Annotated in this window: 23 protein-coding genes and 1 pseudogene; 16 read left to right on the top strand and 8 right to left on the bottom strand. The window is 62.6% G+C overall.

The genetic code is table 11. The features are described from left to right. Window positions 1-23 precede the first annotated feature (23 nt). A complete protein-coding gene (locus C7G61_RS21290; protein ID WP_420836781.1) occupies window positions 24-2270 on the bottom strand; it encodes an ABC transporter substrate-binding protein in 2247 nt (748 codons plus the stop codon). 352 nt (window positions 2271-2622) lie between these two features. Further along, window positions 2623-3552, bottom strand: coding sequence for a helix-turn-helix domain-containing protein (locus C7G61_RS21285; protein WP_190241910.1), 930 nt, complete (start codon window positions 3550-3552; stop codon window positions 2623-2625). A gap of 450 nt (window positions 3553-4002) precedes the next feature. On the opposite strand from C7G61_RS21285, the gene C7G61_RS21280 reads away from it, so the two are divergent. The 3 genes from C7G61_RS21280 (at window position 4003) to C7G61_RS21265 (ending at window position 7788) form a co-directional block, all read left to right on the top strand. After that, window positions 4003-4953, top strand: coding sequence for a helix-turn-helix transcriptional regulator (locus C7G61_RS21280; protein ID WP_108518000.1), 951 nt, complete (start codon window positions 4003-4005; stop codon window positions 4951-4953). A 547-nt stretch (window positions 4954-5500) separates the two neighbouring features. After that, a complete protein-coding gene (locus tag C7G61_RS21270) occupies window positions 5501-6718 on the top strand; it encodes an NAD(P)/FAD-dependent oxidoreductase (RefSeq protein WP_108517996.1) in 1218 nt (405 codons plus the stop codon). A 116-nt stretch (window positions 6719-6834) separates the two neighbouring features. Beyond that, the gene (locus C7G61_RS21265; RefSeq protein ID WP_108518400.1) at window positions 6835-7788 is read left to right on the top strand and encodes an MBL fold metallo-hydrolase; all 954 of its coding nucleotides are present in this window, start codon (window positions 6835-6837) and stop codon (window positions 7786-7788) included. A gap of 164 nt (window positions 7789-7952) precedes the next feature. Here the strand turns inward: C7G61_RS21265 and C7G61_RS21260 are convergent, their stop codons facing one another. Together C7G61_RS21260 and C7G61_RS47035 are read right to left on the bottom strand one after the other, a co-directional pair. Then, the gene (locus C7G61_RS21260) at window positions 7953-9146 is read right to left on the bottom strand and encodes a M20/M25/M40 family metallo-hydrolase (RefSeq protein ID WP_108518398.1); all 1194 of its coding nucleotides are present in this window, start codon (window positions 9144-9146) and stop codon (window positions 7953-7955) included. Between the two features lie 136 nt (window positions 9147-9282). Then, window positions 9283-9411: a hypothetical protein gene (locus C7G61_RS47035; protein ID WP_274542283.1), complete on the bottom strand. Its 129-nt coding sequence runs from the start codon at window positions 9409-9411 to the stop codon at window positions 9283-9285. A gap of 164 nt (window positions 9412-9575) precedes the next feature. Here C7G61_RS47035 and C7G61_RS21250 point away from each other — a divergent pair, with 164 nt between their 5' ends. Continuing rightward, a complete protein-coding gene (locus C7G61_RS21250) occupies window positions 9576-10547 on the top strand; it encodes a Bug family tripartite tricarboxylate transporter substrate binding protein (protein WP_108517994.1) in 972 nt (323 codons plus the stop codon). Window positions 10548-10712: 165 nt separating this feature from the next. On the opposite strand, the gene C7G61_RS21245 is transcribed toward C7G61_RS21250, so the two are convergent. From C7G61_RS21245 to C7G61_RS21235, 3 genes are read right to left on the bottom strand one after another with little or no spacing between them, the layout of a single operon-like run. Beyond that, window positions 10713-11546, bottom strand: a complete 834-nt coding sequence (locus C7G61_RS21245) for an N-acyl homoserine lactonase family protein (protein WP_108517992.1) — start codon at window positions 11544-11546, stop codon at window positions 10713-10715. 27 nt (window positions 11547-11573) lie between these two features. After that, the gene (locus C7G61_RS21240) at window positions 11574-11951 is read right to left on the bottom strand and encodes a carboxymuconolactone decarboxylase family protein (protein ID WP_210205915.1); all 378 of its coding nucleotides are present in this window, start codon (window positions 11949-11951) and stop codon (window positions 11574-11576) included. A gap of 44 nt (window positions 11952-11995) precedes the next feature. Then, the gene (locus C7G61_RS21235) at window positions 11996-13339 is read right to left on the bottom strand and encodes an MmgE/PrpD family protein (protein ID WP_108517988.1); all 1344 of its coding nucleotides are present in this window, start codon (window positions 13337-13339) and stop codon (window positions 11996-11998) included. Window positions 13340-13496: 157 nt separating this feature from the next. Between C7G61_RS21235 and C7G61_RS21230 the strand changes: the two are divergent. The 12 genes and pseudogenes from C7G61_RS21230 to C7G61_RS21175 all read left to right on the top strand — a co-directional run. Next, window positions 13497-14408, top strand: a pseudogene (locus C7G61_RS21230) (NAD(P)-dependent oxidoreductase); the annotation flags it as partial. A gap of 32 nt (window positions 14409-14440) precedes the next feature. After that, complete coding sequence (locus tag C7G61_RS21225; RefSeq protein ID WP_108517983.1) at window positions 14441-15838, top strand: MmgE/PrpD family protein; 1398 nt, start codon at window positions 14441-14443, stop codon at window positions 15836-15838. 130 nt (window positions 15839-15968) lie between these two features. Continuing rightward, window positions 15969-16907 (top strand): branched-chain amino acid ABC transporter permease, encoded by a 939-nt coding sequence (locus C7G61_RS21220; protein ID WP_108518395.1) that lies wholly within the window; start codon window positions 15969-15971, stop codon window positions 16905-16907. Continuing rightward, window positions 16904-18694 carry a branched-chain amino acid ABC transporter ATP-binding protein/permease gene (locus C7G61_RS21215; protein WP_420836778.1) on the top strand — a complete coding sequence of 597 codons (1791 nt, stop codon included), beginning with the start codon at window positions 16904-16906 and terminating at the stop codon, window positions 18692-18694. Before C7G61_RS21220 ends, C7G61_RS21215 begins: the two co-directional genes overlap by 4 nt. Further along, complete coding sequence (locus C7G61_RS21210; protein WP_108517981.1) at window positions 18681-19388, top strand: ABC transporter ATP-binding protein; 708 nt, start codon at window positions 18681-18683, stop codon at window positions 19386-19388. Before C7G61_RS21215 ends, C7G61_RS21210 begins: the two co-directional genes overlap by 14 nt. Before the next feature lie 30 nt (window positions 19389-19418). Beyond that, a complete protein-coding gene (locus tag C7G61_RS21205; protein ID WP_108517979.1) occupies window positions 19419-20675 on the top strand; it encodes an ABC transporter substrate-binding protein in 1257 nt (418 codons plus the stop codon). 37 nt (window positions 20676-20712) lie between these two features. Further along, on the top strand, window positions 20713-21948 hold the full coding sequence (locus C7G61_RS21200; protein WP_108517977.1) for an ABC transporter substrate-binding protein: 1236 nt from the start codon (window positions 20713-20715) through the stop codon (window positions 21946-21948). A gap of 19 nt (window positions 21949-21967) precedes the next feature. Next, window positions 21968-22348 carry a carboxymuconolactone decarboxylase family protein gene (locus C7G61_RS21195; RefSeq protein ID WP_108517975.1) on the top strand — a complete coding sequence of 127 codons (381 nt, stop codon included), beginning with the start codon at window positions 21968-21970 and terminating at the stop codon, window positions 22346-22348. 15 nt (window positions 22349-22363) lie between these two features. Beyond that, window positions 22364-23137, top strand: a complete 774-nt coding sequence (locus tag C7G61_RS21190; RefSeq protein WP_108517973.1) for a 3-hydroxybutyrate dehydrogenase — start codon at window positions 22364-22366, stop codon at window positions 23135-23137. Between the two features lie 33 nt (window positions 23138-23170). Then, on the top strand, window positions 23171-23911 hold the full coding sequence (locus C7G61_RS21185) for an SDR family oxidoreductase (RefSeq protein WP_108517971.1): 741 nt from the start codon (window positions 23171-23173) through the stop codon (window positions 23909-23911). Window positions 23912-23939: 28 nt separating this feature from the next. Continuing rightward, window positions 23940-24656 carry a GntR family transcriptional regulator gene (locus C7G61_RS21180; RefSeq protein ID WP_108517969.1) on the top strand — a complete coding sequence of 239 codons (717 nt, stop codon included), beginning with the start codon at window positions 23940-23942 and terminating at the stop codon, window positions 24654-24656. Between the two features lie 55 nt (window positions 24657-24711). After that, window positions 24712-25683, top strand: a complete 972-nt coding sequence (locus C7G61_RS21175) for a tripartite tricarboxylate transporter substrate-binding protein (protein WP_108517967.1) — start codon at window positions 24712-24714, stop codon at window positions 25681-25683. Window positions 25684-25865: 182 nt separating this feature from the next. Here the strand turns inward: C7G61_RS21175 and C7G61_RS21170 are convergent, their stop codons facing one another. Next, the gene (locus tag C7G61_RS21170) at window positions 25866-26243 is read right to left on the bottom strand and encodes a YbaN family protein (protein ID WP_108517965.1); all 378 of its coding nucleotides are present in this window, start codon (window positions 26241-26243) and stop codon (window positions 25866-25868) included. Between the last annotated feature and the right edge of the window lie 214 nt (window positions 26244-26457).

The raw sequence follows: 26457 nt of genomic DNA, 5'->3' as shown, positions 1-26457 counted from the left end.
CCGATTTATACCGACTGGCCTGATTACCTGTTGGTACTGGCCTTGGCGCGGCTGGCCCGCCACTCCAGGAACTCGCGATACAGCGGGTCCTGCGGGGCAAGGGCTGTGGCCGGCGCAGCCGGTGCCGGCGCCGCGCCGGATGCCGCCGACACGGCCGCGTTCGCGGGCAGTGGCATGTTGCGGTCGAGCCATTCCTGCGCCGCTTTGAAGCGGGTCCAGCCGGCCACCGCCGCGCGTGGCGCCAGTTCCTTCCACTTCGGATGGAATGGCGGACGCTGCAACTGGCCGACCTTGTCGAACATGGTGTCCACCAAAAGCGCCAGACGGCGGTAGCGGTCGCTGTTCGGCGCCCAGTTATACGACGCCAGCACCGCCTCGGCGGCAATCGTCTCCACCGAGCCGCCATCCGCGACCAGGTTCGGGTAGTCCGCCGACGACAACTTGGACGGCAGATATTCCTCCTGCAGCGGCTTGGCATAGTCGACCGGCACCAGATGCAGGTTGCGGTCGTTGATCTGGTTCAGCCATTGCAGCGGCTTGCCTTCGATCGCCACGATGGCGTCGACCTCGCCCTTGCGCAGCATGTCCACCGCCAGCCGCGGCTCCTGATAGATCAGATGCGGCCTGATGCCGAGCCGGTCGAACACGTTGATCGCCGTCACGAAGGTCGAGCTGTCGGGCAAATCGACCACCACGGTCTTGCCGTCGAGATCCCGCATGTTGGTGATCGACCTCGGCGCCAGCACATGCATTTCCTCGTTGAACATCTTGGCGACGTAGACGAACTGGTTGCGAATGTCTTTGGCGAAGTCCTTGCGATCGAGATAGGACAGCGTGTCCTTGCGGACGATGCCGGCGTCGACGCCCCGCAGCAGCAGGATGTCCGACACCGCCTGCACCGATCCACGGCCCATCACCGGCAGGATCCGCAGCGAGGTGCCATTGTCGAGCACGGAGGCGAGATCGGCGCCCACCTGGGCGTAGGTAGAGCCGAACGAACCGGTCATCAGGCTCACCGTGTTGGCGTTGAGCTGGTTCGCCAGATCGCGCTTGGTGGCGGTGCCGTACTTGAAGAGGGTCTTGAAGGAATCGCTGACGGTGCCCGGGTCGATGCCGCTTCGCACCGGCCCAAAGAACTGCCAGTGGCCGTTGGTAAAGCGCATCATCCGCATCTGCTCGATCGTCGCGTGATCGCTCACGCTGGTGTTGATCTGGATGCCCGGAACCATCATCGGAATCTGCAAGCCCTTGATCGAGCGGGCCTGCTTCATGATATTTTCGCGCGAGAAGTCGTCGCCGCAGTTCTTCAGGACTTCGATAATGAGCCTGGAGTTCAGATAGCCGTAGACGGCCTGGCCGTTCGACTTGCTGACGCTCGGGACATATCGCTCCATGAAGGCGCTCCATTCGCGGAACGCCGCGGGGCCGGCGCTGGCCGCATCCTCGCCCTCCAGCCGGTACATGGCCGACATGATGCCTTCGGCGTTTTCCACGCCCGCCGGCGCCATCACGGCCGACACTGATTCAGACACCGAGGCGAGGAAATGCACCGGCTTCCAGCCGATTTCGGCATTTCGCTTGATCGCCATGGTGGCGAATTTCGGCGTGGTGAATTGCATGAAGATGTCGGCGCCCGAGGCCTTGAGCTTGGCGATCTGGGCGTCGATGCTGGTGTCGGTCACCTTGTACGGCGCCTCGGCCACGATCGGAACCTTGCCGCCGAGGCCGTCCTTCAGGCCCTTGACGTAGTCCTTGCCGAAACCATCGTCCTGATAGAGCACCGCGATCTTGCCGCGCGGATGGTTCTCCAGGATATAATGCGAATAGATGTGCGCTTCGGTCTGGTAGCTGGGCAGGAAGCCCATGGTCCAGGGAAACTCGCGCGGCTGGTCCCACATCGAGGCGCCCGAGGCGACGAAGAGCTGCGGGATCTTCTTCGAGTTCAGATAGGGATGGACCGCCTGGCTCGTGTTGGTGCCGAGGCTCGCCAAAATAAAGAGAACGTTGTCTTCCTCGACGAGCTTGCGGGTCGCCTCCATCGTCTTGGTCGGATTGTAGGCGTCGTCATAGGAAATGAAGTTGATCTTGCGGCCCCTGATGCCGCCCTCGGCGTTGACCTTGTCGAAATAGGCCGCCATCACCTTGCCGATCACGCCATAGGCGGAGGCCGGACCGGTATAGGGCATGGTATTGCCGATCCGGATTTCGCCGTCGCCCGGCCCCGCAAGCGCCCGCTCGGTAAACGCCGGCGCCACCATCGCGGCCAGCATCAGCGCCGTAGCGGCGTTGCGCCGAGGCGCGGTGAAAAGCCGGCGGATGGCCTCCCTTGTCCGAAACCGGGACAGTTGCTCCATACGCGGACGAGTGGTGGCGATCCCCATTGCAGTCCCCCCCTGTGAGCCCCAATATTTTTGTAATTTTTTTGAGGGCGTGATGCGAACGGGCACCGTCTCAACCCTACTCGCCGGCAATGTGTCTGAAACGGATTGATTTTGTGGCTAGACCACGCGTTCCGTAAGGCATGCGTTGGCAGACACGCATTTCGCCCTCAGAAACGCCCCGAAATTGACACCAACTTTTCACCGCGCGATCAAAGCGTGCGGCGCCTGACATTTCCCTGGATCACAACGCGCCGTCCGGGACACCATGCGCCTCGCGGCGCCACGCTCCCGGGCTGAGGCCGACCGCGGCCGAAAACACCCGCGTAAAGTGGCTTTGATGGGCAAACCCTGCCGATATCGCAATCTCGGACAACGGCAGGTCTCGGACAGTCATCAACCGCTTGGCCGCCTCCACGCGCTGGCGAAGAAGCCACTGGTGCGGCGGCAGGCCGGTGGAGATTCGAAATGCGCGTGAAAAATGGCTGACCGAGAGATCAAACTCGGCGGCGATTTGCTCCAGCGAGAGCTTTCCGTCGAGGTTGGATTCGAGCCTTTCGCAGGCTCGCTTCGCCTGCCACGGGGCAAGGCCGCCGCGGTGCGGATCGGTGATGCGCTGCAGCCCGCCATAGGTCTGGGCGACGTGGGCAGCGAACGCGAGCATCATATGATCGATGAAAAGCTGGTTGGCTTCGTCCGGCCGACGCAGCGCTTCCAGAAACGACGCGCCGAGATGACGGACGACCGCGTCGTCATGGCCGATGCCGGGTTGATAGCCGAGTTCGCCAATCCGTGGCGCGCCGGTCTGTTTGGCGATGTCGTCGAGCGCCGTGCGCGGCAGATAGAAGAACAGGGAGTGGAACGGCTTGTCGATCACGTAGCGCGGATCGCGCTTCAGGTCGTACAGATAGGTTGCGCCCGCGCGAACATCCGTCTTGATCACGCATCGGCCGCGCTCCCAGCATTCGCAATCGCTGTAATCGCGAAATTTGAGGCTGACGAGATAGGCATCCTCGGAGGGAAACGAGCCGGAAAGACCCGGCACAGGGTTATCATCCCGGGTTTCGGTAACCGCAAGTGCAGCACTGCGCAGGGAGCGGGTTATCAGCGAAGGCGCGTCCTTCAGATGCAAGGGCTGCCCGAGCCTTTGTCCGTACACGCCTAACAGTGACATAGGGGCGGCACCACCCGTCGAATTGGATCGGGCACCATCGCCCGCGAGGTCGCTGCACATTATCGGGGATCGGTGAGCGGCCGTCCAGATTTTCCACGCGGAATAGCTGGTTGCTCCGACTGCATGATCGAGCCTGCGATGTGACGGTTCTGTAAAATTAAAGTTTGATCGTCTTGCCCAAGCTTTAGGCGTTGGTGTTCATCGGCAACATCGTTGCTCAACACGAAGGCATTTGCAGGCGTCGGGCTGCATTCGCTGCGACGATCGCAACTGTTGGCTGCATATGGCATTGGCGAGATTGCAGCAGGATCGGGCAAAACATGGCTGCTTTGGGAAATACGCCGGACCTGCCAAGCATCTAGAACGCGCACCGAACGTAGCTTCGCACCAGCCAACAGACAGGGCCCAAGCGGAGCGAATCCATGGCCCCCTCAACGCGAGCACACCGCCATGAGCAAACCGATCTTGCGCGATCCTTCCGAGCTGCCGGCCGTGTCCGAGGCTTACCCGGGCGAATTATCGGTCGCCGAGCGGCTGCGTCCCGCCGATGCGGAGATGGCGCGCGTGCTCAGGACCGCTCCCCTTCGCATGGCTTCTGATCCATCCAGCGGCGCGATTGCCCATTGGAAACATGGTGCTCTGCACGACGTCGTCGAGCCCATGGCTGATCACGTCGTCATGACTTACCCCACCGGCTTACAGCGACTGGAGCGGCGCTCGGGGAAATCAGTTACGATTGGAACAGCGCGTTCCGGTGTTGTGACGATCATTCCAGCCGGCTCGAGCGCGCGATGGGATATTCCCGGCTCCGTCAATGTCGTCCAACTCTATCTCCCGCACACGACGCTCGAGCGCGTTGCCGGCGAAGCCAACACGACCGCGCCTGGCGATCTCCTGGAACGAACGGGCCATCCCGACCCCATCACATCCCGATTGCTCATGAGTGCCGCGGATGCGCTTGAGGGCAGCGCGGCCCTGGATGCCCTGTTCAGGCAGCAACTGACGGATCTCTTGGCCAACCGCCTGCTGGCCGCGCACGCCGGCTCACCGATCATGTCCCAGCCGGTCGTGGGCGGCCTCGCGCCGAAGGTCCTGCTCCGCGCCATCGAACGCCTGCGCTCGGACAGTGATGCGGACGTATCCCTTGCGGCGCTGGCGTCCGATGCCGGCCTGTCGCGCTTCCACTTCTGCCGCGCCTTCAAGGAAAGCACCGGGCTTTCGCCTCATGCCTGGCTGCGCCAGCACCGGCTCGAGCAGGCCATGAACATGCTGCGAGACACTGACGCATCCGTCGTGTCGGTCGCAGCCGCGCTTGGCTACGCCTCCCAAACTGCCTTCGCCGCGGCGTTCAGGAAGCTGACCGGCGAAACCCCGAGCGATTGGCGGCGGCGCGTACGGTAGCAGCAATCGCTCTACAGGTACGGCAATCGCTCAGGGGCAATTGCGAACCTGATCCGATAGATCATCGCTACGTCCAACGTAACAGACGGAGACAAACAATGATCTGGAAGAACTTCGTCAACCGACTTGCAATCACATCACGACGGAAGGGCGTCGCGACTGCCCTCGTGTACGGACTTTCGTTGTCGGTTCGCTTCACCTCGGCAACAGGCGAAGAGGTGGAAATACCGGCGCAGTCCGTGCAAAGGACCAATCCCGTGATTTCCATCATGGCCAAAGCTGGCCCCCAGCTACCTTACCAGGACTGGAGCACGAACTCCGCTCAGCCGATTGTCCTTCGCCACGGCTGGCCGCTGAGCTCGGGAGGCTGCCGCGCGGCATGTGAGCTCACCATGCCAGCGTCGTCCGTGCCGGGCTGCCCCTCCCGTCTATAAGACCTGACGCCTTCGTTTCACGCTTTCGCATCGTTGTCGATCGCTGCCTCCCATGAGGAGCGGCGGCGGTGACGTGCGGACTTTCGGAAGCTCAAACCACAGGAGAAAATCACATGCGACTGGTCGTCATTGGCGCCGGCTTCGCCGGTATGTACGCCGCACTTTCCGCTGCCCGCCTGCGCGACATCCAGGGCGTTTCGCCCGAGGAGCTCGAGATCGCGCTGGTCGCACCGGAGCCGACGCTCGTCGTCCGCCCGCGGCTCTACGAACCGAAACCCGAGACCATGACGGCGCCCCTGCTCGATGTGCTCAACGCCATCGACGTTGTCTACGTGCAAGGCAGCGCCGAGACGGTCGACACCAAGTCGCGCATGGTGCAAGTCGCCACGGCCAAAGGCACGCGCAAGTCGCTCTCCTATGACCGCCTGGTCGTGGCCACCGGCAGCAAACTATTCCGTCCGAATATTCCGGGCCTCGCCGAGCACGGCTTCAGCGTCGACTCGCTGGATGACGCGATCGCGCTCGACAAGCATCTCCATGCCCTCGCCGACCGGCCGGCCGTGAACGGACGCGACACGGTCGTCGTTGCCGGCGGCGGGTTCACCGGCATCGAGGCTGCGACGGAGATGCCCTCCCGGCTTCGCAAAATCCTCGGCAAGGATGCCAGGCCGCGCGTCATCATCGTCGACCGGAACGGTGCGATCGCCCCTGATATGGGCGAAGGCCCCCGCCCCGTCATCGAGGACGCCCTGCGCAAGGTCGGTGTTGAGATCCGGCTCGGCGCCGGCGTCGCCTCACTGGACAAATCCGGCGTCACGCTTTCCAGCGGCGGACACATCGAAGCCGAGACCGTGATCTGGGCGGCGGGTATTCGCGCCGCGCCATTGACCCAGCAGATTCCGGCCGAGCGCGACAATTTTGGCCGCCTGCTCGTCGACCGCGAGCTGCGCGTGCCGGGGGTCGCCGGCGTCTTCGCCACCGGCGATGCCGCGCGCGCCGCCTGCGACGATGTCGGCAACTACGCGCTGATGTCGTGCCAGCACGCCACGCGGATGGGCGCCTTTGCCGGCAACAATGCCGCGGCGGAACTGCTGGGTGTGCCGACCAAGCCGTATCACCAGGAGGCCTACGTCACCTGTCTCGACCTTGGAGAGGCCGGCGCGCTGTTCACGCTCGGTTGGGAGCGCAAGGTCGAGATGGTCGGCGACGTCGGCAAGAAGACCAAACAGGAGATCAACACCGTCTGGATCTATCCGCCGAAGGCCGAGCGTGCTGCCGCACTGGCCTCGGCCGATCCGGAGCGTGTGACTGATGTGACTGGCTTCTTCTAGACCCTTCACGCGAAACGGGCCGCGCTTCCCGCACAAGAGCACGGCCCGCCCAAGATCGAGCGCAAGAGTTTTCGAAAATGAATCAGATGATCCGCAACACTCAGCAGGAGGCAAAGATGAATCAGATGATCCAGAGCACTCAGCGGGAGACGAACATCAGCCTGGACAACACCTCGCCCCTCGGCAGATCGGAGACCGACGAGTTGGTTCCGTCGCGCTACGCGCTGCGAGTAGGTGAGATTGACGTGCTGGTGATCAGCGATGGAGTGCTCACTCCGCCATCCGAGTCCATGGCTACCAACGCCGACCCGGCCGTCCGAGGGGCCTGGCTGGACGACATGTTCCTGTCGCGGGACGCGTTCGATTGGGCGCTGAACGACGTCGTGGTGCGGAGCGGCGACCAGACCATCCTGATCGACAGTGGGCTGGGGCTGGAATACCCGGACTTTCCGCGAGCCGGTCAGTTGAGCCGGCGACTGGAGGCCGCCGGCATTGATCTTGGATCGGTGACCGACGTAGTGCTGACCCACATGCATTTTGATCACGTTGGCGGACTGCTCGTCGACGGGGTGAAGCAGCAGCTGCGCCCGGACTTGCGGATCCACGTAGCCGCCGCCGAGGTCAAGTTCTGGGCCTCGCCCGATTTCTCGCGCACCGCCATGCCGCCGGCGCTCGCGGACGTGGCTCGGTCGGCCGCCACGCGGTTCTTGAACGAGTACCGCAGTCAACTGCGGCCGTTCGAGGAGGAGTACGAAGTGGCGCCGGGGGTGATCGTCAGTCGCACCGGCGGCCACACCCCAGGGCACAGCGTGGTCCGGCTGGCGTCCGGCGGTGAGCGGCTGATGTTCGCCGGCGACGCGATATTCCCGGTGTCGTTCGACCACCCCGATTGGCACAACGGCTTCGAACACGACCCCGAGGAGGCGGCCCGCGTCCGGGTCCAACTCTTGCGGGAGCTGGCGGCGACTGGCGCGTGGCTGGTGGCTACGCACATGCCGTTCCCGTCCGTCGGCCGGGTGGCGGTCGCCGGCGACGTCTTTCGTTGGGTGCCCACCTGGTGGGACTACTGACCACCTGTCGGGTTAGGGCCGAACCAGCGCGCGTAGCAAGCGCTTCATCCGATACCGGCCGCGTTTCCAGCGCGGGAGCGCGGCCCGCTCACCCAGAACCCTTTTGGAGTTCGACCTCGATGAAACACGAGACCGTGCGTAGCTCGGGAGCTGAACTGCGATGCTTACCGCATCGTCGCGAGTTGGACCGCGAGAGCACACGCCCGGTCGTACTCGTCGAGATTGATCCACTCGTCGATCGTATGCGGCTCGTTCTGCCCCGCGCCGAAGGTCACCGTCGGAACGCCGTGGCGGACCATCCAGTTTGCATCTAATCCGCCATTCGCGGCGCGGATGTTCGGTGTTGCGCCGATGCCGGACACTGCCGCAACCGCGCGTTTGACCACGGGCAGGCTCTCCTTCATGCGGAACGGATAATAGTCGGTCTCAGCCTTGAACTTGACGCGGCCCGACTTGCCATCGCTGTTCTTCACGCGCTTTGCGGCCTTCTCGAACGCCGCCTTGTAGGCCTTGGTGATCTCCTTGAAGAACTTGCTGTCGTGGCTGCGGCTTTCGCCGCGCACGTGCACATAGTCGGTGACAACATTGGTGGCGTCCCCGGCCGGCCGGCCGTCGCCGCCGGTGACGGGGCCGACATTGCTCGTGCCCTGCAGCTTGCGCTTCACCACCTTGCCGAACCAGCCACCGGCCTTCACATCGGCGAGCGCAAGCGCCAGGATCATGGTCGAACTGATCCCGCGCTCGGGTGCGACACCAGCGTGCGACGCGCGGCCGAAAATCTCGACCTGCCAGCGATCCGCGCCAACGGCGCCGATCGTGACATTGGAGGCAGCGCCGCCGTCGTAGTTGAAGGCCATGGCAGGCGAGCCGAGGTCGGCGGTCTTGACATGGCGCGCGCCGTAAAGCCCGCTCTCCTCGCGCACGCAGAACAGAAGCGTGATTGGCGGATGATCGAGCTTCTGTTTCGCAAGCTCGGCCGCCAGCGTGACGAGAACGCCACAGCCGGCGCGGTTGTCGCCGCCGAGCGCGGTCTTCGCCTGATTGACGATCTTGCGCCCCGTTAGCTTCGGCTTCGCTCCGGCGCACAGCGGCACGGTGTCCATGTGAGTCATAAACATGATCCGCGGCTGGTTGTGCATTGCGCCCCGGCCGGGCAGATCGACAATGAGATTGCCGGTCTCTGTCGGCACGGGAATGCGCGTATTGGCGTCGTCGAGGCGGATCGCTGTCGCCGGCACGCCACTTTCCTGCAGCGCCGCGCTGAGCTCGCGCCCTATCGCGGCCTCCTTTCCGGTCACTCCCTCGACAGCGAGGAAGCGCATGAGGCGATCGGTGGCGGTTTTGACGTCGACGGGCATGACGATCCCTTGATGTGGCTTGCGGAGCTTGTGAGCATCGTTCGAGACGCGTTGCTTCGCAAGGCTCATTTGGAAGAGTCGGGCATGCCGAGCCGTAGGTAGCTCGCGGCCGGAAGGCACCCTACCCTTAGGATTCCTAGTCCGATGTCGGCTTCCAGGCCACCGGTTCATTTGCGCATACGCTCCTGACGACTTCGAGCAGCGCTTCACGCATGGCGGCCTCGCACCCCTTCTTGACCCGGATAATCGCGGTGATGGCCAACATTTCTTTCTCCTGACTCACAGATGATCGATGCGCACGATCAACTTTAGCTCGCGCACAGCAAATGCCTAGGGTCACGAAGGGGACGGCAACGACGTCAATTCAATTTGCCTCCCGGCGAGACCGGCATATGCTCACAGCAATAAAAAATTTCAGGGAGGCGATAAATGGCAAGGCATTTGATGGCGGCGGCTGTTCTTCTCATGGCGGCCGGAATGAATAGCGCACAGGCCCAGGATTATCCCGCGAGAACGGTCACGATTATCGTTCCGTTCGCAGCCGGTGGGCCGGCCGATATCACGGGCAGGATAGCCGCCGACATTTTCAACCGTCATCTCGGCCAGAAATTCGTGGTGGAGAATGTCGGAGGTGCCGGTGGCACCATTGGCGCACTTCGCGCCGCTCGCGCGCCGGCCGACGGATACACGATCCTGTCCGGCCACTTGGGCACCAATGCGCTGGCGCCGGCGTTCTATCCGAATCTGGGCTACGATGCGCAGAAGGATTTCGAGCCGATTGGACTGACCGCAGAATATCCCGAGCTGCTTGTCGTCCGCAAAGACTTCCCCGCCAATAATCTCAACGAGTTCGTCGCCTATGCCAAAGCCAACGCGAGCCAGCTCAATGTCGGGCACGCCGGACTTGGCTCGGTATCCTACATCGGTTGTCTCCTCCTCAACGCGGCCATCGGCATCAAGCCGACAATGGTTCCGTTTACCGGCACAGCCCCGGTGTTGAATGCGATGCTCGGCGGTCAAATCGACTATGAATGCGATCCAGTGCTCGGCACATTGAGCCAGGTGCGGGCTGGCACCGTCAAGGCGCTGGCAATCGCCGCCAAGAAACGCAGCCCAATGTTGCCGGATGTACCAACTTCCTATGAACAGGGCCTGCCCGAGTTCGACTGCGCTCCATTTTACGCGGTGTTCGTGCCAAGTGGCACGCCGCAGTCAGTTATTGATAGACTTGCGGAAGCCCTGAACAAAGGCCTCAGCGAAGATTCAGTGCAAAAACGGTTGGCTGATCTCGGCGCTGATATCGTGGAGCCTGACCGCCGTGGACCAAAGGCACTCGCGAACCTGATAAAAAGCGAATCTGCCCGGTTGATGCCGATTCTAAGAGAAGCGGCGGAGAAATAAGCGCGGCGAATGTATCTGCCGTTGGAACGCGTTCGCTTCCGTTAGAGCATTATCGGTTCTGATTGAATCAGAACCGAAGCTCTAGATTCTTGTTTTGACGCATTTTCTTCACGCGAACCGGTACCCACTTCGCTCGAAAACGCTATGGTAGCTCATCGACATTGGCTAATGCCCCGCCAGATAATCGGCGCGAACGGGCGCGGCGCCTGATGGCGGCACATCAAGGCGCACGGCGATACCCTTCAGTTGCGGGCTTGGAGCCGGATAAAGCTTCATGACGAGCGGATCATGCCCCGGAACGATATGGCTCTCATCCGGCGCAAGCGCCCGCAGCCGATCAAATCCCTCCAGCATTTCGCCGATATGGAGGGCGGTCGTAAACGGACGCTCACTGGCCATATTCTCGTAAAAATGACTGACATCGGAGGCAACTACGACAAATCCCCGGCGGGTCCTGACGCGAACGAACTGAAGCCCGGCGGAATGGCCGCCGGCCGCATGTATCGTAAGACCGGGAGCGAGTTCGGCGTCGCCATCATAGAACAAGACGCGCCGCGCATAGTTCAGCCGTACAATCCCGCAAACGTCCTCGACCTCGAACGAATGCGACAACCTCGGATATCGCATAAAGCGCCCCGTGGCATACGCCAGTTCGCGCTCCTGCAGATGGAATCGCGCGTTCGGGAATCGGTCGAAATTGCCCGCATGATCGTAATGCAGATGTGTGAGGATGACATCCTCGACCTCGTTCGCACCGATGCCGAACGCACTGAGCGTCTCCACCGGACAACGCAGGAACGTCCGCTTTCGCTTCTTCGATACTTCCGCGTTGAAACCGGTATCGATGACAAAGGTGCGGCCCCCTCCCCTTGCCAGCCACATGAAATAGTCCATCGGCATCGGTCCGTCGTGCGGATCGCCGCCGATGAAATGCTCGCTCCGCCGCGCCTCGCGAGTGGCATAGCGGATAGCAAAGAGTTCGTACTCCTGCTCGGCCATGCTATCTCCTCATAGAGCGGCGCTTCATCACTTTGCGTCGACCTCGTTGAACGCCTCGCGCGCATTCCGGAAGGCATCGATTCCCGACGGGATGCCGCAATACACCGCGACCTGAAGCAATATCTCCTTGATCTCCTCCTTGGTGAGGCCATTCTTCAGCGCTCCCTTGACGTGCAGCTTCAGCTCGTGAGGCCGATTCAGCGCGCCGAGCATCGCCAGATTGACGATGCTGCGGGTGCGACGGTCGAGTCCCGGCCGGGTCCACAACGCGCCCCAGCAAAACTCGGTCGACCATTCCGCCATCGTCCGGGTGAATTCGTCGGCGCCGGCGATGGATTTGTTGACGTACTCTTCGCCGAGTACTTCCTTGCGGACCTGCAGGCCTTTTTCGAACAACTCGCTCATCATTGGTTCCTTCCATTGTTTGAGTATTGCTTTTCAGGTGCGGCTCAGCCGTGTGCCCTCATCAGGCCTGAGACGTCAGCAAGCGTGTCGAGACGCCAAACATCGTCGATGATGCGATCGATATCCCAATCGCTTTGCCCCAGCCGCGCACAATCGCGCATTTTCGCTTCGATATCACGGTCCGACAGCGGATCGGCAAGACTGCCTTTCGCTTCCATCACGACCTCACTAAGCATCTCCCCCGACGCCATTTGGATAGCGACGCGCGCGGCGCCGTCCGGAAGCGAAGCGTCAAGCTCCGCCTTCACTTTCTGCCGCAAGGCCGCGACCTCCGGCCGAAATACGATCGCGTCCGAGAATTCGGTGATGCCGGCCGCGCCCAGCAGCAATGCACAGGCGGCACAATGATGAATGCTGACCCGCGCATCGCGTTCGTTGCGAACCGGCCGGTCTCCGCGCGCCAGCAAAAGCGCCGAACCCCGCACCGTGATGAAGGCGATATCGTCGATGCGCCGATCCAGCTTTTCCCGCAATTTGAAGCAGGCGTCGATCACGGCATGAAACACGATGCCCGCAGGATAGGGCTTGTAGGTGTTCTTCGCGATCTCCCAGGTCTTGCCGAGACTGTCCGTCAAACGCTCAAGATCAGGTTCGTCGCCCATGGCACGGGCCCAGCCGAGCGGCCCTTCGATGGCCCGTGGCGATGCGGAATAGCCTTCAGCCGCAAGCAATGCCGCAAACAGGCCATTGCGCGCCGCATTGCCGACGCTGACATTCTTGGCGGCGCTCGGAAGATTTTCGACGATGCCGGCCGATTGGCTTGCCGCAATTCCAATCGCATTGGAAATCTGGTCTGCCGGGAGGCCGAGCAATTTGGCGCAAGCGGCGGCCGCGCCGAACACGCCGCAGGTCGAGGTGATGTGCCAGCCACGCGCATAGTGTCCGGGAGATACCGCATTGCCGACGCGGCATTCGATCTCCACGCCGAGAATGAACGCGGTCAGAACGTCCCGCCCCGAAAACCCGCGCGCCTGCGCCAATGCCAGGACCGGCGCCGCAACGGGCGCTGCCGGATGAATGATCGTGTCCAGATGGGTATCGTCGAAATCGAGCAGATTGGCCGAAATCGCGTTGACGAACGCCGCGCCCATCGCATCGAGCCGCTCGGAGCGGCCGATGATCGCCGATGTTGCAGCGCCGCTGAACGGCGACAGCACGCGCAAGGCAACGCCGACCGCAGGGTCATGAGCCGAACCGAGGGACGTCGCAAAGAAGTTCAGAACCGAACGCTTCGCTTCATGATTCTGGCTCGCGACATCCGTCCACGTTGTACCGGCAACGAAATCGGCGAAAATTGTGCCGACGCCTTGCGCTTCATCTTGCCGCACTGAGCGAATTCCCCGGAGCTTGTTTTTCCAATCCTATTCCGGCGCGTTGAGCCCTGTCGACAGGAATCTTATGCTTGACAGATTAACTGACAATCTGTGAGCTTGGTCAAACGCGGCCAGGAAACCTGCCGCGGCAAGAACAAGAAAGCGCCAGCGGCGCGACAGGGAGCGAATCATGGCAGCAGAAACAATCGGCTTTGTCGGAACGGGCCGCATGGGCGGACCGATGGCCGGGCGCCTGCTCGACGCCGGCTATTCGCTGTGCATTTACGATACACAGGCTGAAGCGACCAAGCCGCTGGTTGCGCGCGGCGCACGGCTGGCGAAATCGCCCGCCGAAGTCGCGTCCAGCGCAGACATCGTGCTGGCCAGCCTGCCGACCCCCGACATCGTCAAGGCCGTTGCGCTGGGGCCCGATGGAATCATCGCCGGAAACCGCGCGACCGTCCTGATCGACTTGTCCACCACCGGGCCCGGCGCCGCCAAATTGATCGCGAAGGGATTTGAAGCGCGCAACCTGACGCTGGTCGATGCGCCGGTCAGCGGCGGCATCAAGGGCGCGGTGAACGGCACGCTTGCAGTGATGGTGTCCTGCCCGAAAGCGACCTATGACAGGGTTGAGCCGATCCTGAAGAACTTCGGAAAGCTGTTTTACACCGGCGACAAGCCGGGCACGGCGCAGACCGCAAAGCTCGCGAACAACCTGATGGCGGCGGCAGCGCTTGTGATCACCTCCGAGGCAGTCGCGATGGGCGTCAAGGGCGGCGTCAACGCCAAGGTGCTGATCGACATCATCAACGCCAGCAGCGGGCGCAACAGCGCTTCGGAAGACAAATTCCCTCGCGCCGTGCTTCCCGGCACCTTCGATTTCGGCTTTACCACCGGCCTCTCCTACAAGGATGTGCGGCTCTGCGTCGACGAGGCCGAGGCCATGGGCGTGCCGATGGTCTGCGGCTCGGTGGTCCGGCAGATGCTCGCCATCACCAATGCCAAATATGGCGCGTCATCCGATTTCACCTCGATCGCGAAAGTGCTGGAGGAATGGGCCGGCGTGGAAATGCGCGGCTAGACCCGGGTCAACGGCGCGCGAGGGCGATTGCCATGACAATCGGATCGACCGGATCAGGCGAGGTGTCGCTGGCGCGGGCGTTGGCACGCACCGCGCTTGCCGTCGACCTCGGCCGTTTTGACGCTGATGTCATCGCCAAGGCGAAAATCTGCCTGCTGGATTTTCTTTCCTGTGCCTTCGAGGCGAGAAACCATCCATGGAGTCGCCAGGCCATCGGCATCGCGCGCGAGGTCGGAAACGGCGCAACCGTCATCGGCACCCGCACCCTCGCCTCGCCGGGCGACGCGGCCTTCGCCAACGCCACCATGGGCCATGGCCTGGTGCGCGAAGACATGCACGCGGCCAGCATCTGTCACCATGGCGTGGTGATCTGGCCGACCCTGCTCGCTTTGTCGGAACGAACGCCGCTGTCCGGCGCAACGTTCCTTGGCGCCGCGATCATCGGCTATGAGACCGGCGCACAGATCGGCCGCGCACTGTTTGCCGCCGACCTCGCGCGCCTCTACCGGCCGACCGGGCTTGTTGCGCCGCTCGGGGCAGCCCTTGCGGGCAGCTATGCTCTCGGCCTGACCGAAGATGTCGCAACCAGCGCAATTGCCATTGCCGCCAACACGTCGTCCGGCCTGAACGAATGGCCGCGCGCCGGCGGCTCCGAAATGTATTTCCACCCAGGCTTTGCGGCGCGCAACGCGATTGCCGCGGTCGAACTGGCCGAGGCCGGCGCGTGCGCCTCCGAAACCATCCTTGAGGGCGAGGCCGGACTGTTCGCCGCCTTCCGCCGCCAGCCTGCCCCCGCCGGGATCCGATTGTTTGCCGGCTCCCAGCCCGAGATCATGGCCGTCTACAACAAGCCCGCTCCCGCCTGCAATTTCGCACAAACCGCAGCGCAGACAGCGTTACGTGTCGCGCGCGAACTCGGAACATCCGAAGACATCGCGACCGTTGCGATCAGAGTCCCGGAGGCTGCCGCCCGCTACCCCGGCTGCGATTCCAAGGGACCATTTCACAACGCGCTACAGGCCAAGATGAGCATTCCCTTCAGCGTCGCTGCCGTGCTGGCGCGCGGTGCGCTCGAAGAGGACAATTACGCTGATATCGACGATATCAGGATCCTCCGCCTCGTCGAACGAACCGACCTGCAAAGCGAGCCCGGTCTCACCGCCGCGTTCCCGGCCAACCAGGGCGCCGAGATCCGGGTTGGCCTCCGCAACGGAAACACCGTCCATCAGCGTCTCGACAATGTGATTGCCGCGACGCCCGAAGAAATCCGCACCCGCTTTCGGGGTGCTGCCGCCGCCGTCATCGGTGACAAGCAGGCGCGGCATCTGGAAGAGTTGGTCGACAATTGCGCATCACTTCCGGACAGCCGCGTCATCGCCGCGCGGTGCCGGCTTGAGCCGACCGAACAAAGGCTGCGGCCAGCGTCATGATCGATAACGACAAACAGAAAATGGGGGGCATCATGTTCAAGCCGGAGACCGCCGATACGGCCATACCGATAATAGCCGGTACGAAACACGGATGTTCCATTCCTGTGCGAGGTTGCCGGTGACCCAGGCACTGGAAGGCTTCCTGCAGGCATTGTCCGCCGGGCTTTTGATCGGCGCGGTCTACGGCCTGATGTGCGTTGGGCTCGGGCTGATCTTCGGCGTCATGCGGGTGATCAACTTCGCGCAGGGCGATTTCATGATGCTCGGCATGTATGCGGCGTTCTATTTCTTCACCGCGCTCGGCGTTCAGGCCACTTTCGGCAACACCTTCGGGCCGTTCGTCGCGATCGTGCTTGCCGGCCCCGTGCTGGCCGTCTTCGGTTACTTCGTCCACCTCACCCTGATCTCGCGGGTATCCGGCACGCGCACCTCTTCACTCGAGGGCGAGGGTCACTACGCCCAGCTCATTCTTACGCTGGGGATCGCACTGATCCTGCAAAATGGTGGCCTGCTCGTGTTTGGCTCGGTATTGGCCTCGATCCGGACGCCGCTGTCGAGTTCGGCGTGGGAGCTCGGACCGCTGTTTTATGACGTCAGCGTCTTCATCAACAAGGCGCGCGGGATCGACGCGGTCGTCTCGCTGGTGACGATGCTGCTGCTGACGCTGATGATCACGCGGTCCCGGATCGGAAAATCGCTGCGCGCCGCGGCCGACAATCCTACCGCGGCGACCTATATGGGCATCGACGTCGACCGTGCGCACCGCATTGCCTTCGCACTCGGCACCGGCATTACCGCGATTGCCGGCGGCCTGCTCGCCACCAACTACCCCTTTCACCCCTTTGTCGGGGTCGAATACGTCATCGTCATGTATGCCGGCGTCGTGCTCGGCGGCATGGGCAGCATCATCGGTGCCTTCTGGGGCGGCATGACGATCGGGCTGGTCCAGCAGATGTCGACGCTGATCCTGCCGACGCAATTGCAGAATGCCGCGATCTTCGTCGTGTTCCTCCTGATCATCTTCTTCCGTCCGCAAGGTTTCTTCGGGCGCATGGTCGAAAGGACATGATCATGCGCGGATGGCGTTCGCTGCTCCCTATCTTCGTCTTCACCGCGCTCTATGCCACGGTGTCGCTAAGCGTGACCAATTCCTATTACCAGCTGGTGATGACGCTGGTTCCGGTGTGGGCGATCTTCGGCCTGTCGTGGAACCTGCTTAGCGGATACACCGGGTTGATCTCGTTCGGTCATGCCGCCTTCTTCGGCGTCGGGGCCTATGCCGTCGTGCTCGGCCAGATCCATTTCGATCTGTCGCCATGGATCATGATCCCGATCGCGGCCATCCTCGGCGGCATCGCCGGACTGCTGATCGGCTTTCCGACCTTCCGACTGCAGGGACACTACTTCGCGCTGGCGATGCTCGCCTACCCGCTCGCCATTCTCTACGTGTTCGAATGGCTCGGCCTTCAGGAAGTCACGCTGCCGATCAAGCGCGATAATCCGATCGCCTATATGCAATTCGCCGATCACCGTCTCTACACGCTGCTGGCGCTGGCGATGATGCTGGCCACGATCCTGCTGACGCGTGCCATCGAACGATCGCGCTTCGGCATGGCGTTGCTCGCGATCAAACAGAACGAAACCGCCGCGGAAGCCGCGGGGATCAACACGCTGGCCTGGAAGCTCCGTGCCGTCACGCTCAGCGGCGCCATCGCCGGAGCGGTTGGCGGGTTTTATGCAGTCGTGCTGCTGGTGGTGACCCCGCAATCCGTGTTCGGCATGCTGGTGTCGGCACAAGCGTTGACGGTCGCCATGTTCGGCGGCGTCGGAACGGTCTGGGGTCCGGTGATCGGATCGGTGATCCTGATACCGCTGGCCGAAACGCTCAATGCTGAAGCGGGCTCGCGCTTTCCCGGAATTCAGGGGGTGATCTACGGCCTCGCGATCATATGCGTCATTCTTCTCGCGCCTGAGGGCCTGTTCTGGAAAGTGCGAGACTTCCTGCGCAAGCGGTCGGCACCACCGGCTGCGGCAACGTCGAGCGCGCCGGATGTCCCGGTTGCGGTTGCCATCCCCGCCGCACCGGCACCAGCGCGTGCCAAACGATCCGTCGGAACAGGCGACGTCGTCCTGGAAGTTCGCAACCTGTCGCGCTCGTTCGGCGGATTGAAGGCCGTGCAGGATGTCAGCTTCAAGCTGCGGCGAAATGAGATCCTCGGAATCATCGGTCCCAACGGGGCCGGCAAGACCACGCTGTTCAACCTGCTGAACGGATTCCTTCGGCCAGGTACGGGCGAATTTCTCCTCGACGGGCGGGAGATGTCCGGCCGCAAGCCGCATGAGCTCTGCGAGGCAGGCATCGGCCGCACCTTCCAGATCATGCGCCCGTTCCTGCGCATGTCGATTTCGGACAATGTCGTGGTCGGAGCCTATGTGCGCGCCAAGACCGATGTCGAGGCAAGGAAGCTGGCGGCCGATGCAATTGCCCGCGTCGGACTGTCCGAGATCGCCGAGCGCATCGCCGGCGAACTCACGACCAAGGAATTGCGGCTGATGGAACTCGCCCGCGCGCTGGCCGGACAGCCGCGCATCCTGCTGCTCGACGAGACGCTCGCGGGCCTCGGACACGACGAGGCTGACGAGGTCGTCGCGGTAATCCAGCGGCTTGCCCGCGACGGCATGACGATCGCGATCATCGAACACACGATGCAGGCGATGGTTCGCCTGGTTGACAGTTTCCTGGTGCTCGACCACGGCGCCGTGATCGTCGAGGGCGAACCGGAAGCTGTCACCCGCGACAGCCGCGTGATCGAGGCCTATCTCGGCAAAAAATGGGTGGCCCATGCTCCGCATTGAAGGGCTGACCGCCGGATATTCCGCGATTCCCGTTTTGAACGGCGTCTCGATCAAGGTCGAGGAAGGCCAGTTCGTTGCGATCGTCGGACCGAACGGCGCCGGCAAGACCACGCTGTTCAAGACGATTTCCGGCATCGTGCGCCCAAGCGCGGGAACGATCACATTCAGGCATCACGACCTGCTGTCGATCCGGCCGGCGCAACGCGCGCATCTCGGCATCGCCCACGTACCGGAAGGCCGCCAGGTGTTTCCTTCGCTCACGGTGATGGAAAACCTCGAAATGGGCGCGATGACCGAGGCCGGCCAGCGCGACTGGAAACACAACATCGAGCGCATCTTCGAATGGCTGCCCATCCTGGCCGAGCGCCGCGGCCAGTTCGCAGGGACGCTGTCGGGCGGACAGCAACAGATGCTCGCGATCGGCCGCGGGCTCGCAGGCTCGCCCAAGCTCCTGATGCTGGATGAACCCTCGATGGGCCTCGCGCCCACGATCGCAGATTTCATCTTCGAACGGCTGATCGAAATCCGCCGGCAATCGAACCTGACGATCCTGCTGGTCGAACAGCGCGTGGCGGAGGCGCTTGAATCCGCCGACCACGGTTACGTGCTCGAAGCCGGCCGCGTCGCACTCGAAGGCAACAACCAAACCTTGCGGGCGGACGACCGCATCCGCAAGGCCTACCTCGGCATGTAACCAACAAACGACACCATTGGGAGGACGAAAATGGGCCAGGACAACCGATCCGACAAGGTCTCGCAGACGTCGCTGACGCGACGAACCGTGCTTTCCGGTGCGGCTGCGATCGGCCTGTCGACGGTAGCACGCGCGCAGCAGCCGGCGGAGGTCAAGGTAGGCCTGATCGTGCCGTTGTCGGGTATCTATACCCGTCCGGGCCAGGTGATGCGCATGGGCGCCGAGATGGGCATCGAGCACATCAACGCGCAAGGCGGCATCAAATCGCTCGGCGGCGCGAAGATGAAGCTTGTCGTGATCGATTGCGGCGACACCACGGAAAAGGCCAAGAACGCGGCGCAGCGCATGGTCGCACAGGAGGCCGATCTGGTTGCGGCGACCGGCTCCTATCTGAGCTCCTTCACGCTGGCCGTGACTGAAGTCACCGAGCGCGCCGAACTGCCTGTCCTCACGCTGTCGTATTCGGATTTGCTGACCGAACGCGGCTTCAAATTCATCTTCCAGACGGCGGCGCCTGCGAGCCGGCAATCGGAACTCGGCCTGCCTGAACTGATGAAGCTTGCCGAAGCCGCCTCCGGCAAGCGCCCGAAGACAGTGGCGATGCTGATGGATAACACGGCGACGTCGGTTGCGACCGCCAAGGCGCTCAAGGAGAAGATCTTTGCGCAGGAAGGCCTGCAGCTGGTCGTGGAGGAAGTGTGGACCCCGCCGCTTTCCGACGCCACGCCGCTGATCCAGAAGGTCAGATCGGCCCGTCCGGACCTGCTGCTGTTCATGCCCAACGCCATCTCGGACGCCAAACTCGGCCTCGAAAAAATCAACGAGTTCGGGCTTGGCCAGGGCAAGATTCCAACCGTGTCCTTCTCGATCACGATTGCGGAGCCGGACATGCTGCAAAGCGTCAGCACCGACGCCGTGCAGGGCATCATGACGGTTGTCGCCAACTGGGGCTCAAAGGGCCATGAGGCGCTGATCGCCGAGTTGAAGGCGAAGTACAAGGAGCCTTGGATGACGCAGAATGTCATCTCGACCTATGGCGACATGTGGCTGATGAAGGCTGCCCTGGAGCAAGCCGGCAAGGCCGACCGACTTTCCGTTGCGCAGGCGTTCCGCACCATGGATGGCGGGCCGTCGAAACACTACCCCGGCGGCCAGCTCAAGTTCGACGAAAAGGGCCGCCGTGTCGGCGCCGGTGTTGTCATCGCGCAATGGCAATCCGGCGTGCCCGTCACCGTCTATCCGTCCGACCTCGCATTAGCTGCTCCATTCTGGCCGAAGAAATCTTGACTGCAACGCATCTCAAAAATTTCAGGGAGGAATAGTCATGACAAAAATTACCCGGGCCGCATTGACGCGGCGCAGCCTGCTCGCTGGCGCATCCGCCGGCCTGATCTCGTCGCGCGTGTGGGCGCAACAACCGTCCGAAGTGAAGGTCGGGTTGCTGGTGCCGATTTCCGGCCTCTATGCGCGCCCGGGAGCCGTGATGCGCCACGGTGCCGAGATGGGGGTAGAACACATCAATGCGCAGGGTGGCATCAAGTCGCTCGGCGGCGCCAAGCTCAAGCTGGTCGTGCTCGATTCCGGCGATACCACCGAGAAGGCCAAAAATGCCGCGCAGCGCATGGTCGCGCAGGAACCCGATTTGGTGGCGGCCAGCGGTTCCTATCTGAGTTCGTTCACGCTGGCGGTCACCGAGGTCACGGAGCGAGCCAATCTTCCGGTCCTCACCCTCTCCTACTCCGACCTGATTACCGATCGCGGCTTCAAATATGTCTTCCAGACATCGGCCACGGCGGGGTCGCAGGCAAAACAGGCTTTGCCGCAGATCGTGAAGCTTGCTGAAACCGCTTCCGGAAAGAAGCCCAAGACGGTCGCGATCATCACCGACAACACCGCGGCATCGGTTTCCTCGGCAAAGGCGATGCGCGACGGCCTGCTCGCCGAAAACGGTCTGCAGTTGATCGTCGATGAAACCTTTACCCCGCCGCTCGCCGACGCCACCCCACTGGTTCAAAAAATCCGGTCGGCCAAGCCTGACTTGCTCTTCTTCCTGCCGACCGTGATTTCCGACGCCAAGCTGCTGCTCGAGAAGATGAACGAGTTCGGCCTCGGGCAAGGCAAGATTCCAACCATCTCGTTCGGCATCGCCATTGCCGAACCGGACATGCTGCAGACCGTCAGCCCGGAATTGCTGCAGGGCCTGCTCACTTGTGTCGCGAGCTGGGGCGCCAAGGGCCACGAGGCGCTGATCGCCGAACTCAAGACCCGTTACAAGGAGCCCTGGATGACGCAGAACGCGATCTCCACCTATGGCGACATGTGGGTGATCAAGGACGCGCTCGAGAAGGCCGGCAAGGCCGACCGCGTTGCGGTCGCCGACGCGCTGCGCTCGATGGATGCCGGTCCGTCGAAATATTACCCGCTCGGCGAAATCAAGTTCGACGAAAAGGGCCGTCGCGTCGGCGCTGGGATGACCATCGTGCAGTGGCAAGCCGGCGTACCGGTCACGGTATTCCCGCCGCAACTGGCGCTGTCCCAGCCGTTCTGGCCCAAAAACTAGCTGAAGATTGGATACCGATATGGACAAGACGACATACGATCGAGGCCTCCAGATCCGAAAGAATGTTCTGGGCAATGAATTCGTCGACAAGGCGATCGCATCGGCCGACGACTTCAACCGCCCGATGCAGGACCTCACGACGGAGTATTGCTGGGGCTATGTCTGGGGCCGCGACGGCCTTACGCACAAGACCCGCAGCTTTCTCAACCTCGCGATGCTGTGCGCGCTCAATCGGCCGCAGGAACTCAAGACCCATGTGCGGGGTGCCCTGACCAACGGCGCCACGCGCGAGGAAATACGCGAGGTGTTCATGCAGGTCGCGATCTATTGCGGCGTGCCGGCCGGCGTGGACGCTTTCCGTAACGCCAAGGAAGTGTTTGCCGAACTGGACAAGAAGTAACCGGGGCCTGAGACGATGTTGAAGGGCAAATGGGCTCTCGTGACCGGGGCAACGGCGGGCCTGGGCCTGGCCGTGGCCGAAAGCCTTGCCGGAGCGGGAGCCAACATTGTCCTGCATGATTTCAACGAACCGGTGCAGACGAAAGATCGTCTGCGCACGCAGTTTGGCGTCGAGGTGGTCAGCATCGCAGCCGACCTGTCGCAGCGCACCGCCATCGAAGCGATGATGAACGACTTGCTCGGCCGCGTCAGCGCGGTCGATATCCTGGTGAACAATGCAGTGGTGCGGCATTTTTCACCGGTCGAAAACTTCCCGCCGGAACGATGGGACGAAGCGCTCGCCGTCAATCTGTCGGCCCCGTTCCACCTGATCCGTCTCGCATTGCCCGGAATGAAAGAGCGACGCTGGGGCCGCATCATCAACATGGCGTCGATCTATTCGACCCGCGCGGTTGCGGACCGCATCGATTATGTGACCACCAAAACAGCCATTGTCGGCATGACCCGCGCCGTCGCGATCGAGACGGCAAGGAGCGGGATTACCTGCAACGCGCTTTGCCCGGGCACGCTGCCGACGCCGGCCATTCAGGGAAAAATCGCAGGGATCGCGGCCGCCGACGGCAGCACCGTCGAGGAAGCGACGCGCGATTATCTGGCGGCACGCCAGCCAACCGGACGGTTTGTCGCCATGGAGGCCGTCGGTGCGATGGCTGCCTTCCTGTGCAGCCCTGCCGCACAGGATGTCACCGGAGCAACGCTGCCAATCGACGGGGGCTGGTCCATCGCATGAGCACCGTCGGCCGTCTCACTCAGGAGATCTGCAATGGCTGAAACATCGAGCCGAAATGCCGTGGTGACCGGTGCCGCCGGAGGCATGGGTCGCGCCATCACGAAAGCGCTGGTCGAAAGCGGACGCCGGGTCGTGCTCGCTGATCGCGATCCGGCTTCGCTTCGTGAGTTCGCCGCCGAAATGGGCGACAAAACATTTCCGATTGAACTCGATATTACCGACGCCAAGGCCGTGGATCGCCTGCCCGACCTCATCCCGGACTCCTTCAAGCCGGTCGACATTCTCATCAACAATGCCGGCCACGACATTGGCGGCCGGACGCGCTTCGACGCCGGCGCGGCCGACGATTGGTCCGGGATCATCCAGACCAATTTGATCGGACTGATGCGGGTGACCCGTAGCTTGCTGCCCGAGATGGTCAGGCGTAACGCAGGCCACATCGTCAACATCAGTTCGATCAACGCCGTACGCATCATTCCCGACATGGCTGCCTACAGCGCCAGCAAGGCGGGCGTACACATGTTTACCGAAACGCTCCGGGGGGAGCTCGCGGAAACGGCGATCCGGGTCACCGAGATGCAGCCCGGCCTGACCAGGACCAACATCATCCTCACCCGCTATCGCGGCGACCGGGAGAAGGAAAAGGACTATTTCGACCAGTTCAAGATGGCGCTCGATCCGGCCGATATTGCCCGGTCGATCGTCTTTGCGTTGGACCAGCCGCCGCATGTTCAGATTGCGGAGATGATGATTCTGCCCGTAAATCGCTATTGAACCAATGCCGGCACCAAGGCGGTAGACAATGGACAAACGCGGTGAATTGCAATCTACGCTCCGGATCGAGGACGTTCCGACCGTCCGGTCGAGGGTCGCCCAGAAGCTGCGCGAGGCGATCATGTCCGGAAAGCTAAAGCCGGGCCAGCGCCTGGTCGAACGGGAGCTTTGCGAGATGACGGGTGTAAGCCGGCCGTCCATTCGCGAAGCGCTCCGGTTGCTGGAAGCCGATGGTCTCGTCAATACGGTCCCTCACCGTGGCCCTGTCGTCAGCACCATCAGCCTTGAGGAAGCAAAGCAGCTCTACGCAGCCCGCGCCGTCCTCGAAGGATTTGCCGGACGAGAGTGCGCGCGCCTGCACGATCCCGCTGTCGTTCGCCGGATCGGGGATGCCCTGACCAAATTGAAAGCCGCATTCGCCGACGGCGATCTCATGACGGCTCTCGAGGCCAAGACCGAGTTCTACGCCGCGCTGATCGGCGGCTGTCAGAACGCCTTCATCGAGCGAATGCTCAGGCCGCTGCACGACCGGATCACGCTGTTGCGAATTACGTCGATGTCGCAGCCGAAGCGAATTAACAAGAGTCTTCGCGAGGTCACGGCGATCTGGCGCGCCATCCAGAACGGCGATCCCGACCTCGCCGAGCAGTGCTGTGTCGATCATATCAAGGCGGCGGCCGTGGCCGCGCTCAGCATGATCGAGCGAACATCCGCATCGGACGAAAAGGTGAACGCGGATGAATGACCGATCCTTTTCCCGATCGAGCTACGAAGGGCCACAAGGCCGATAGGAAGCTGCCATGAAGTTCGTAAAAGGCGTTCTCCTGATGTTGCTGCTGTCGCCGATGCTGCCGGCATTGGCGCAGGAATTCCCGAACCGACCGATCACCATGGTGGTTCCCTTCTCGGCCGGCGGCCCAGGCGACGTGATCGCGCGCCTGCTCGGCAGCTCAATGAGCGCGACACTCAAGCAGGCGGTGGTGATCGAGAACGTCGTCGGCGCCGGTGGCACGATCGGCACCAACCGTGTCGCCAAGGCCGCACCCGACGGCCACACCCTCCTGCTCATGCATGTCGGCCAGGCGACCGCGCCCTCGCTCTATGCGAAGCTGCCGTTTGATCCCGTCGGCGACTTTGCCCCGATCGGCCTCGTCACCGACGTGCCCATGATCCTGGTGGCGCGAGCCAATTTTCCCGCCAAGGACCTGAAGGAGTTGGTCGCCTATGTGCGCACCCAGGGCGACAAGGTTACTTATGGCAATGTCGGCCTCGGCTCCGCATCGCATCTCTGCGGGCTGATGTTCATGAGCGCTATCGAAGCCAAGCTGACGCCGATCTACTACAAGGGCGGTGGTCCCGCGCTGAACGATATCATCGCCGGTCACATCGACGTCTATTGCGATCCCGCCACCGGACCGACGCCTTATATTCAAGCCGGCACCATCCCGGGCTTCGCCATTACCAGCAAAAAGCGCGTCGCGACCTTGCCGAATGTGCCGACGTCCGCCGAGGCTGGTGTGCCGCAATTCGACGTCACGACCTGGTATGGGATGTATGCGCCGCGCAATACGCCGAAGCAGATCGTCGATGCGCTCGTGAACGCCCTGCAGAAGGCACTCGCGGATCCGCCTTTGGTGAGCCGCTTCGCCGAACTCAGCATGGCGCCCGTCGAGCAGGAGCGCGCAACGCCAGCAGCGCTCGAAGCCCTCCTAAAGAGCGAAATCGACAGATGGGACCGCATCATCAAGCAAGCAGGCATCAAGCCTCAATGAACGAGGTCCGATGGGGCCAGGATTCCATCGGTAGAGGGCTCGAAGTGCGAAGGCAGGTCGTACCAGATCGAAAATCAATCGCGGTCTTGCGCTGAGCGGGCCAGCTTTGCCGCCCACCCCGGCAGCCCGGACACGTCGACGGCCGTGCTGATCTGGCGCCGTCCTCCACCGAACCGGGTGTCCTAGACGGAGGAGTCCTGATCGACAATCGCCGGACGCGATACGACATAGGCAGCACAGGCCAGGAACAGCACCGCCACACCCGCAGCAAGCGGCATTGACGGATCGACGCTATACCAGAATACGACGAACCCGATCGTCATCCCCGCGCAAGCCATGGCCTTGGCCGGACGCGGGATGGCCCCGGCGGCGCGCCAATCCCGCAGCGATTTGCCAAATGTCGGATGATCGAGCAGCCATGCCTCCAGCCGGGGCGAGGAACGCGCGAAACACGCCGCTGCCGCGATCAGGAAAACCACTCCCGGCATCAGCGGCATCACCAGACCGATCACGCCAAGCGCGACCATCACCCAACCCAGACAGAAAAAGATGATCCGCATCAGACCTGCCGCCTGTCTGTCTCTTCAAGCAAGGATCGCTCGCTCCCGGCTGACGCCTTGGCCGGGCATCAGCTTCTTCACGGCAGGTGAGCGGCCCGAGACATAGGTGACATTTCGTACCGGACACATGGGTTACACTTTTCGCTTTTTTTGCAAGCGGGAGGTGTGGATGCCGTGGAAAGCGAGTTCGGTGATGGAAGAACGGCTTCGCTTT

Origin of the sequence: Bradyrhizobium algeriense, assembly GCF_003062295.1 — a bacterium.
Taxonomy (GTDB): domain Bacteria; phylum Pseudomonadota; class Alphaproteobacteria; order Rhizobiales; family Xanthobacteraceae; genus Bradyrhizobium; species Bradyrhizobium algeriense.
This window is presented reverse-complemented; position numbering and strand designations above follow the sequence as displayed.

What these genes read in the sequence shown, in the direction of transcription:
- C7G61_RS21265 (WP_108518400.1), top strand. Translation starts at nt 6,835, where the DNA reads ATGAATCAGATGATCCAGAGCACTCAGCGGGAGACGAACATCAGCCTG.
- C7G61_RS21280 (WP_108518000.1), top strand. Translation starts at nt 4,003, where the DNA reads ATGAGCAAACCGATCTTGCGCGATCCTTCCGAGCTGCCGGCCGTGTCC.
- C7G61_RS21200 (WP_108517977.1), top strand. Translation starts at nt 20,713, where the DNA reads ATGACAAAAATTACCCGGGCCGCATTGACGCGGCGCAGCCTGCTCGCT.
- C7G61_RS21195 (WP_108517975.1), top strand. Translation starts at nt 21,968, where the DNA reads ATGGACAAGACGACATACGATCGAGGCCTCCAGATCCGAAAGAATGTT.
- C7G61_RS21175 (WP_108517967.1), top strand. Translation starts at nt 24,712, where the DNA reads ATGAAGTTCGTAAAAGGCGTTCTCCTGATGTTGCTGCTGTCGCCGATG.
- C7G61_RS21240 (WP_210205915.1), bottom strand. Translation starts at nt 11,951, where the DNA reads ATGAGCGAGTTGTTCGAAAAAGGCCTGCAGGTCCGCAAGGAAGTACTC.
- C7G61_RS21270 (WP_108517996.1), top strand. Translation starts at nt 5,501, where the DNA reads ATGCGACTGGTCGTCATTGGCGCCGGCTTCGCCGGTATGTACGCCGCA.
- C7G61_RS21285 (WP_190241910.1), bottom strand. Translation starts at nt 3,552, where the DNA reads ATGTCACTGTTAGGCGTGTACGGACAAAGGCTCGGGCAGCCCTTGCAT.
- C7G61_RS21170 (WP_108517965.1), bottom strand. Translation starts at nt 26,243, where the DNA reads ATGCGGATCATCTTTTTCTGTCTGGGTTGGGTGATGGTCGCGCTTGGC.
- C7G61_RS21205 (WP_108517979.1), top strand. Translation starts at nt 19,419, where the DNA reads ATGGGCCAGGACAACCGATCCGACAAGGTCTCGCAGACGTCGCTGACG.
- C7G61_RS47035 (WP_274542283.1), bottom strand. Translation starts at nt 9,411, where the DNA reads ATGTTGGCCATCACCGCGATTATCCGGGTCAAGAAGGGGTGCGAGGCC.
- C7G61_RS21260 (WP_108518398.1), bottom strand. Translation starts at nt 9,146, where the DNA reads ATGCCCGTCGACGTCAAAACCGCCACCGATCGCCTCATGCGCTTCCTC.
- C7G61_RS21210 (WP_108517981.1), top strand. Translation starts at nt 18,681, where the DNA reads ATGCTCCGCATTGAAGGGCTGACCGCCGGATATTCCGCGATTCCCGTT.
- C7G61_RS21225 (WP_108517983.1), top strand. Translation starts at nt 14,441, where the DNA reads ATGACAATCGGATCGACCGGATCAGGCGAGGTGTCGCTGGCGCGGGCG.
- C7G61_RS21250 (WP_108517994.1), top strand. Translation starts at nt 9,576, where the DNA reads ATGGCAAGGCATTTGATGGCGGCGGCTGTTCTTCTCATGGCGGCCGGA.
- C7G61_RS21290 (WP_420836781.1), bottom strand. Translation starts at nt 2,270, where the DNA reads ATGCTGGCCGCGATGGTGGCGCCGGCGTTTACCGAGCGGGCGCTTGCG.
- C7G61_RS21185 (WP_108517971.1), top strand. Translation starts at nt 23,171, where the DNA reads ATGGCTGAAACATCGAGCCGAAATGCCGTGGTGACCGGTGCCGCCGGA.
- C7G61_RS21180 (WP_108517969.1), top strand. Translation starts at nt 23,940, where the DNA reads ATGGACAAACGCGGTGAATTGCAATCTACGCTCCGGATCGAGGACGTT.
- C7G61_RS21245 (WP_108517992.1), bottom strand. Translation starts at nt 11,546, where the DNA reads ATGGCCGAGCAGGAGTACGAACTCTTTGCTATCCGCTATGCCACTCGC.
- C7G61_RS21190 (WP_108517973.1), top strand. Translation starts at nt 22,364, where the DNA reads ATGTTGAAGGGCAAATGGGCTCTCGTGACCGGGGCAACGGCGGGCCTG.
- C7G61_RS21215 (WP_420836778.1), top strand. Translation starts at nt 16,904, where the DNA reads ATGATCATGCGCGGATGGCGTTCGCTGCTCCCTATCTTCGTCTTCACC.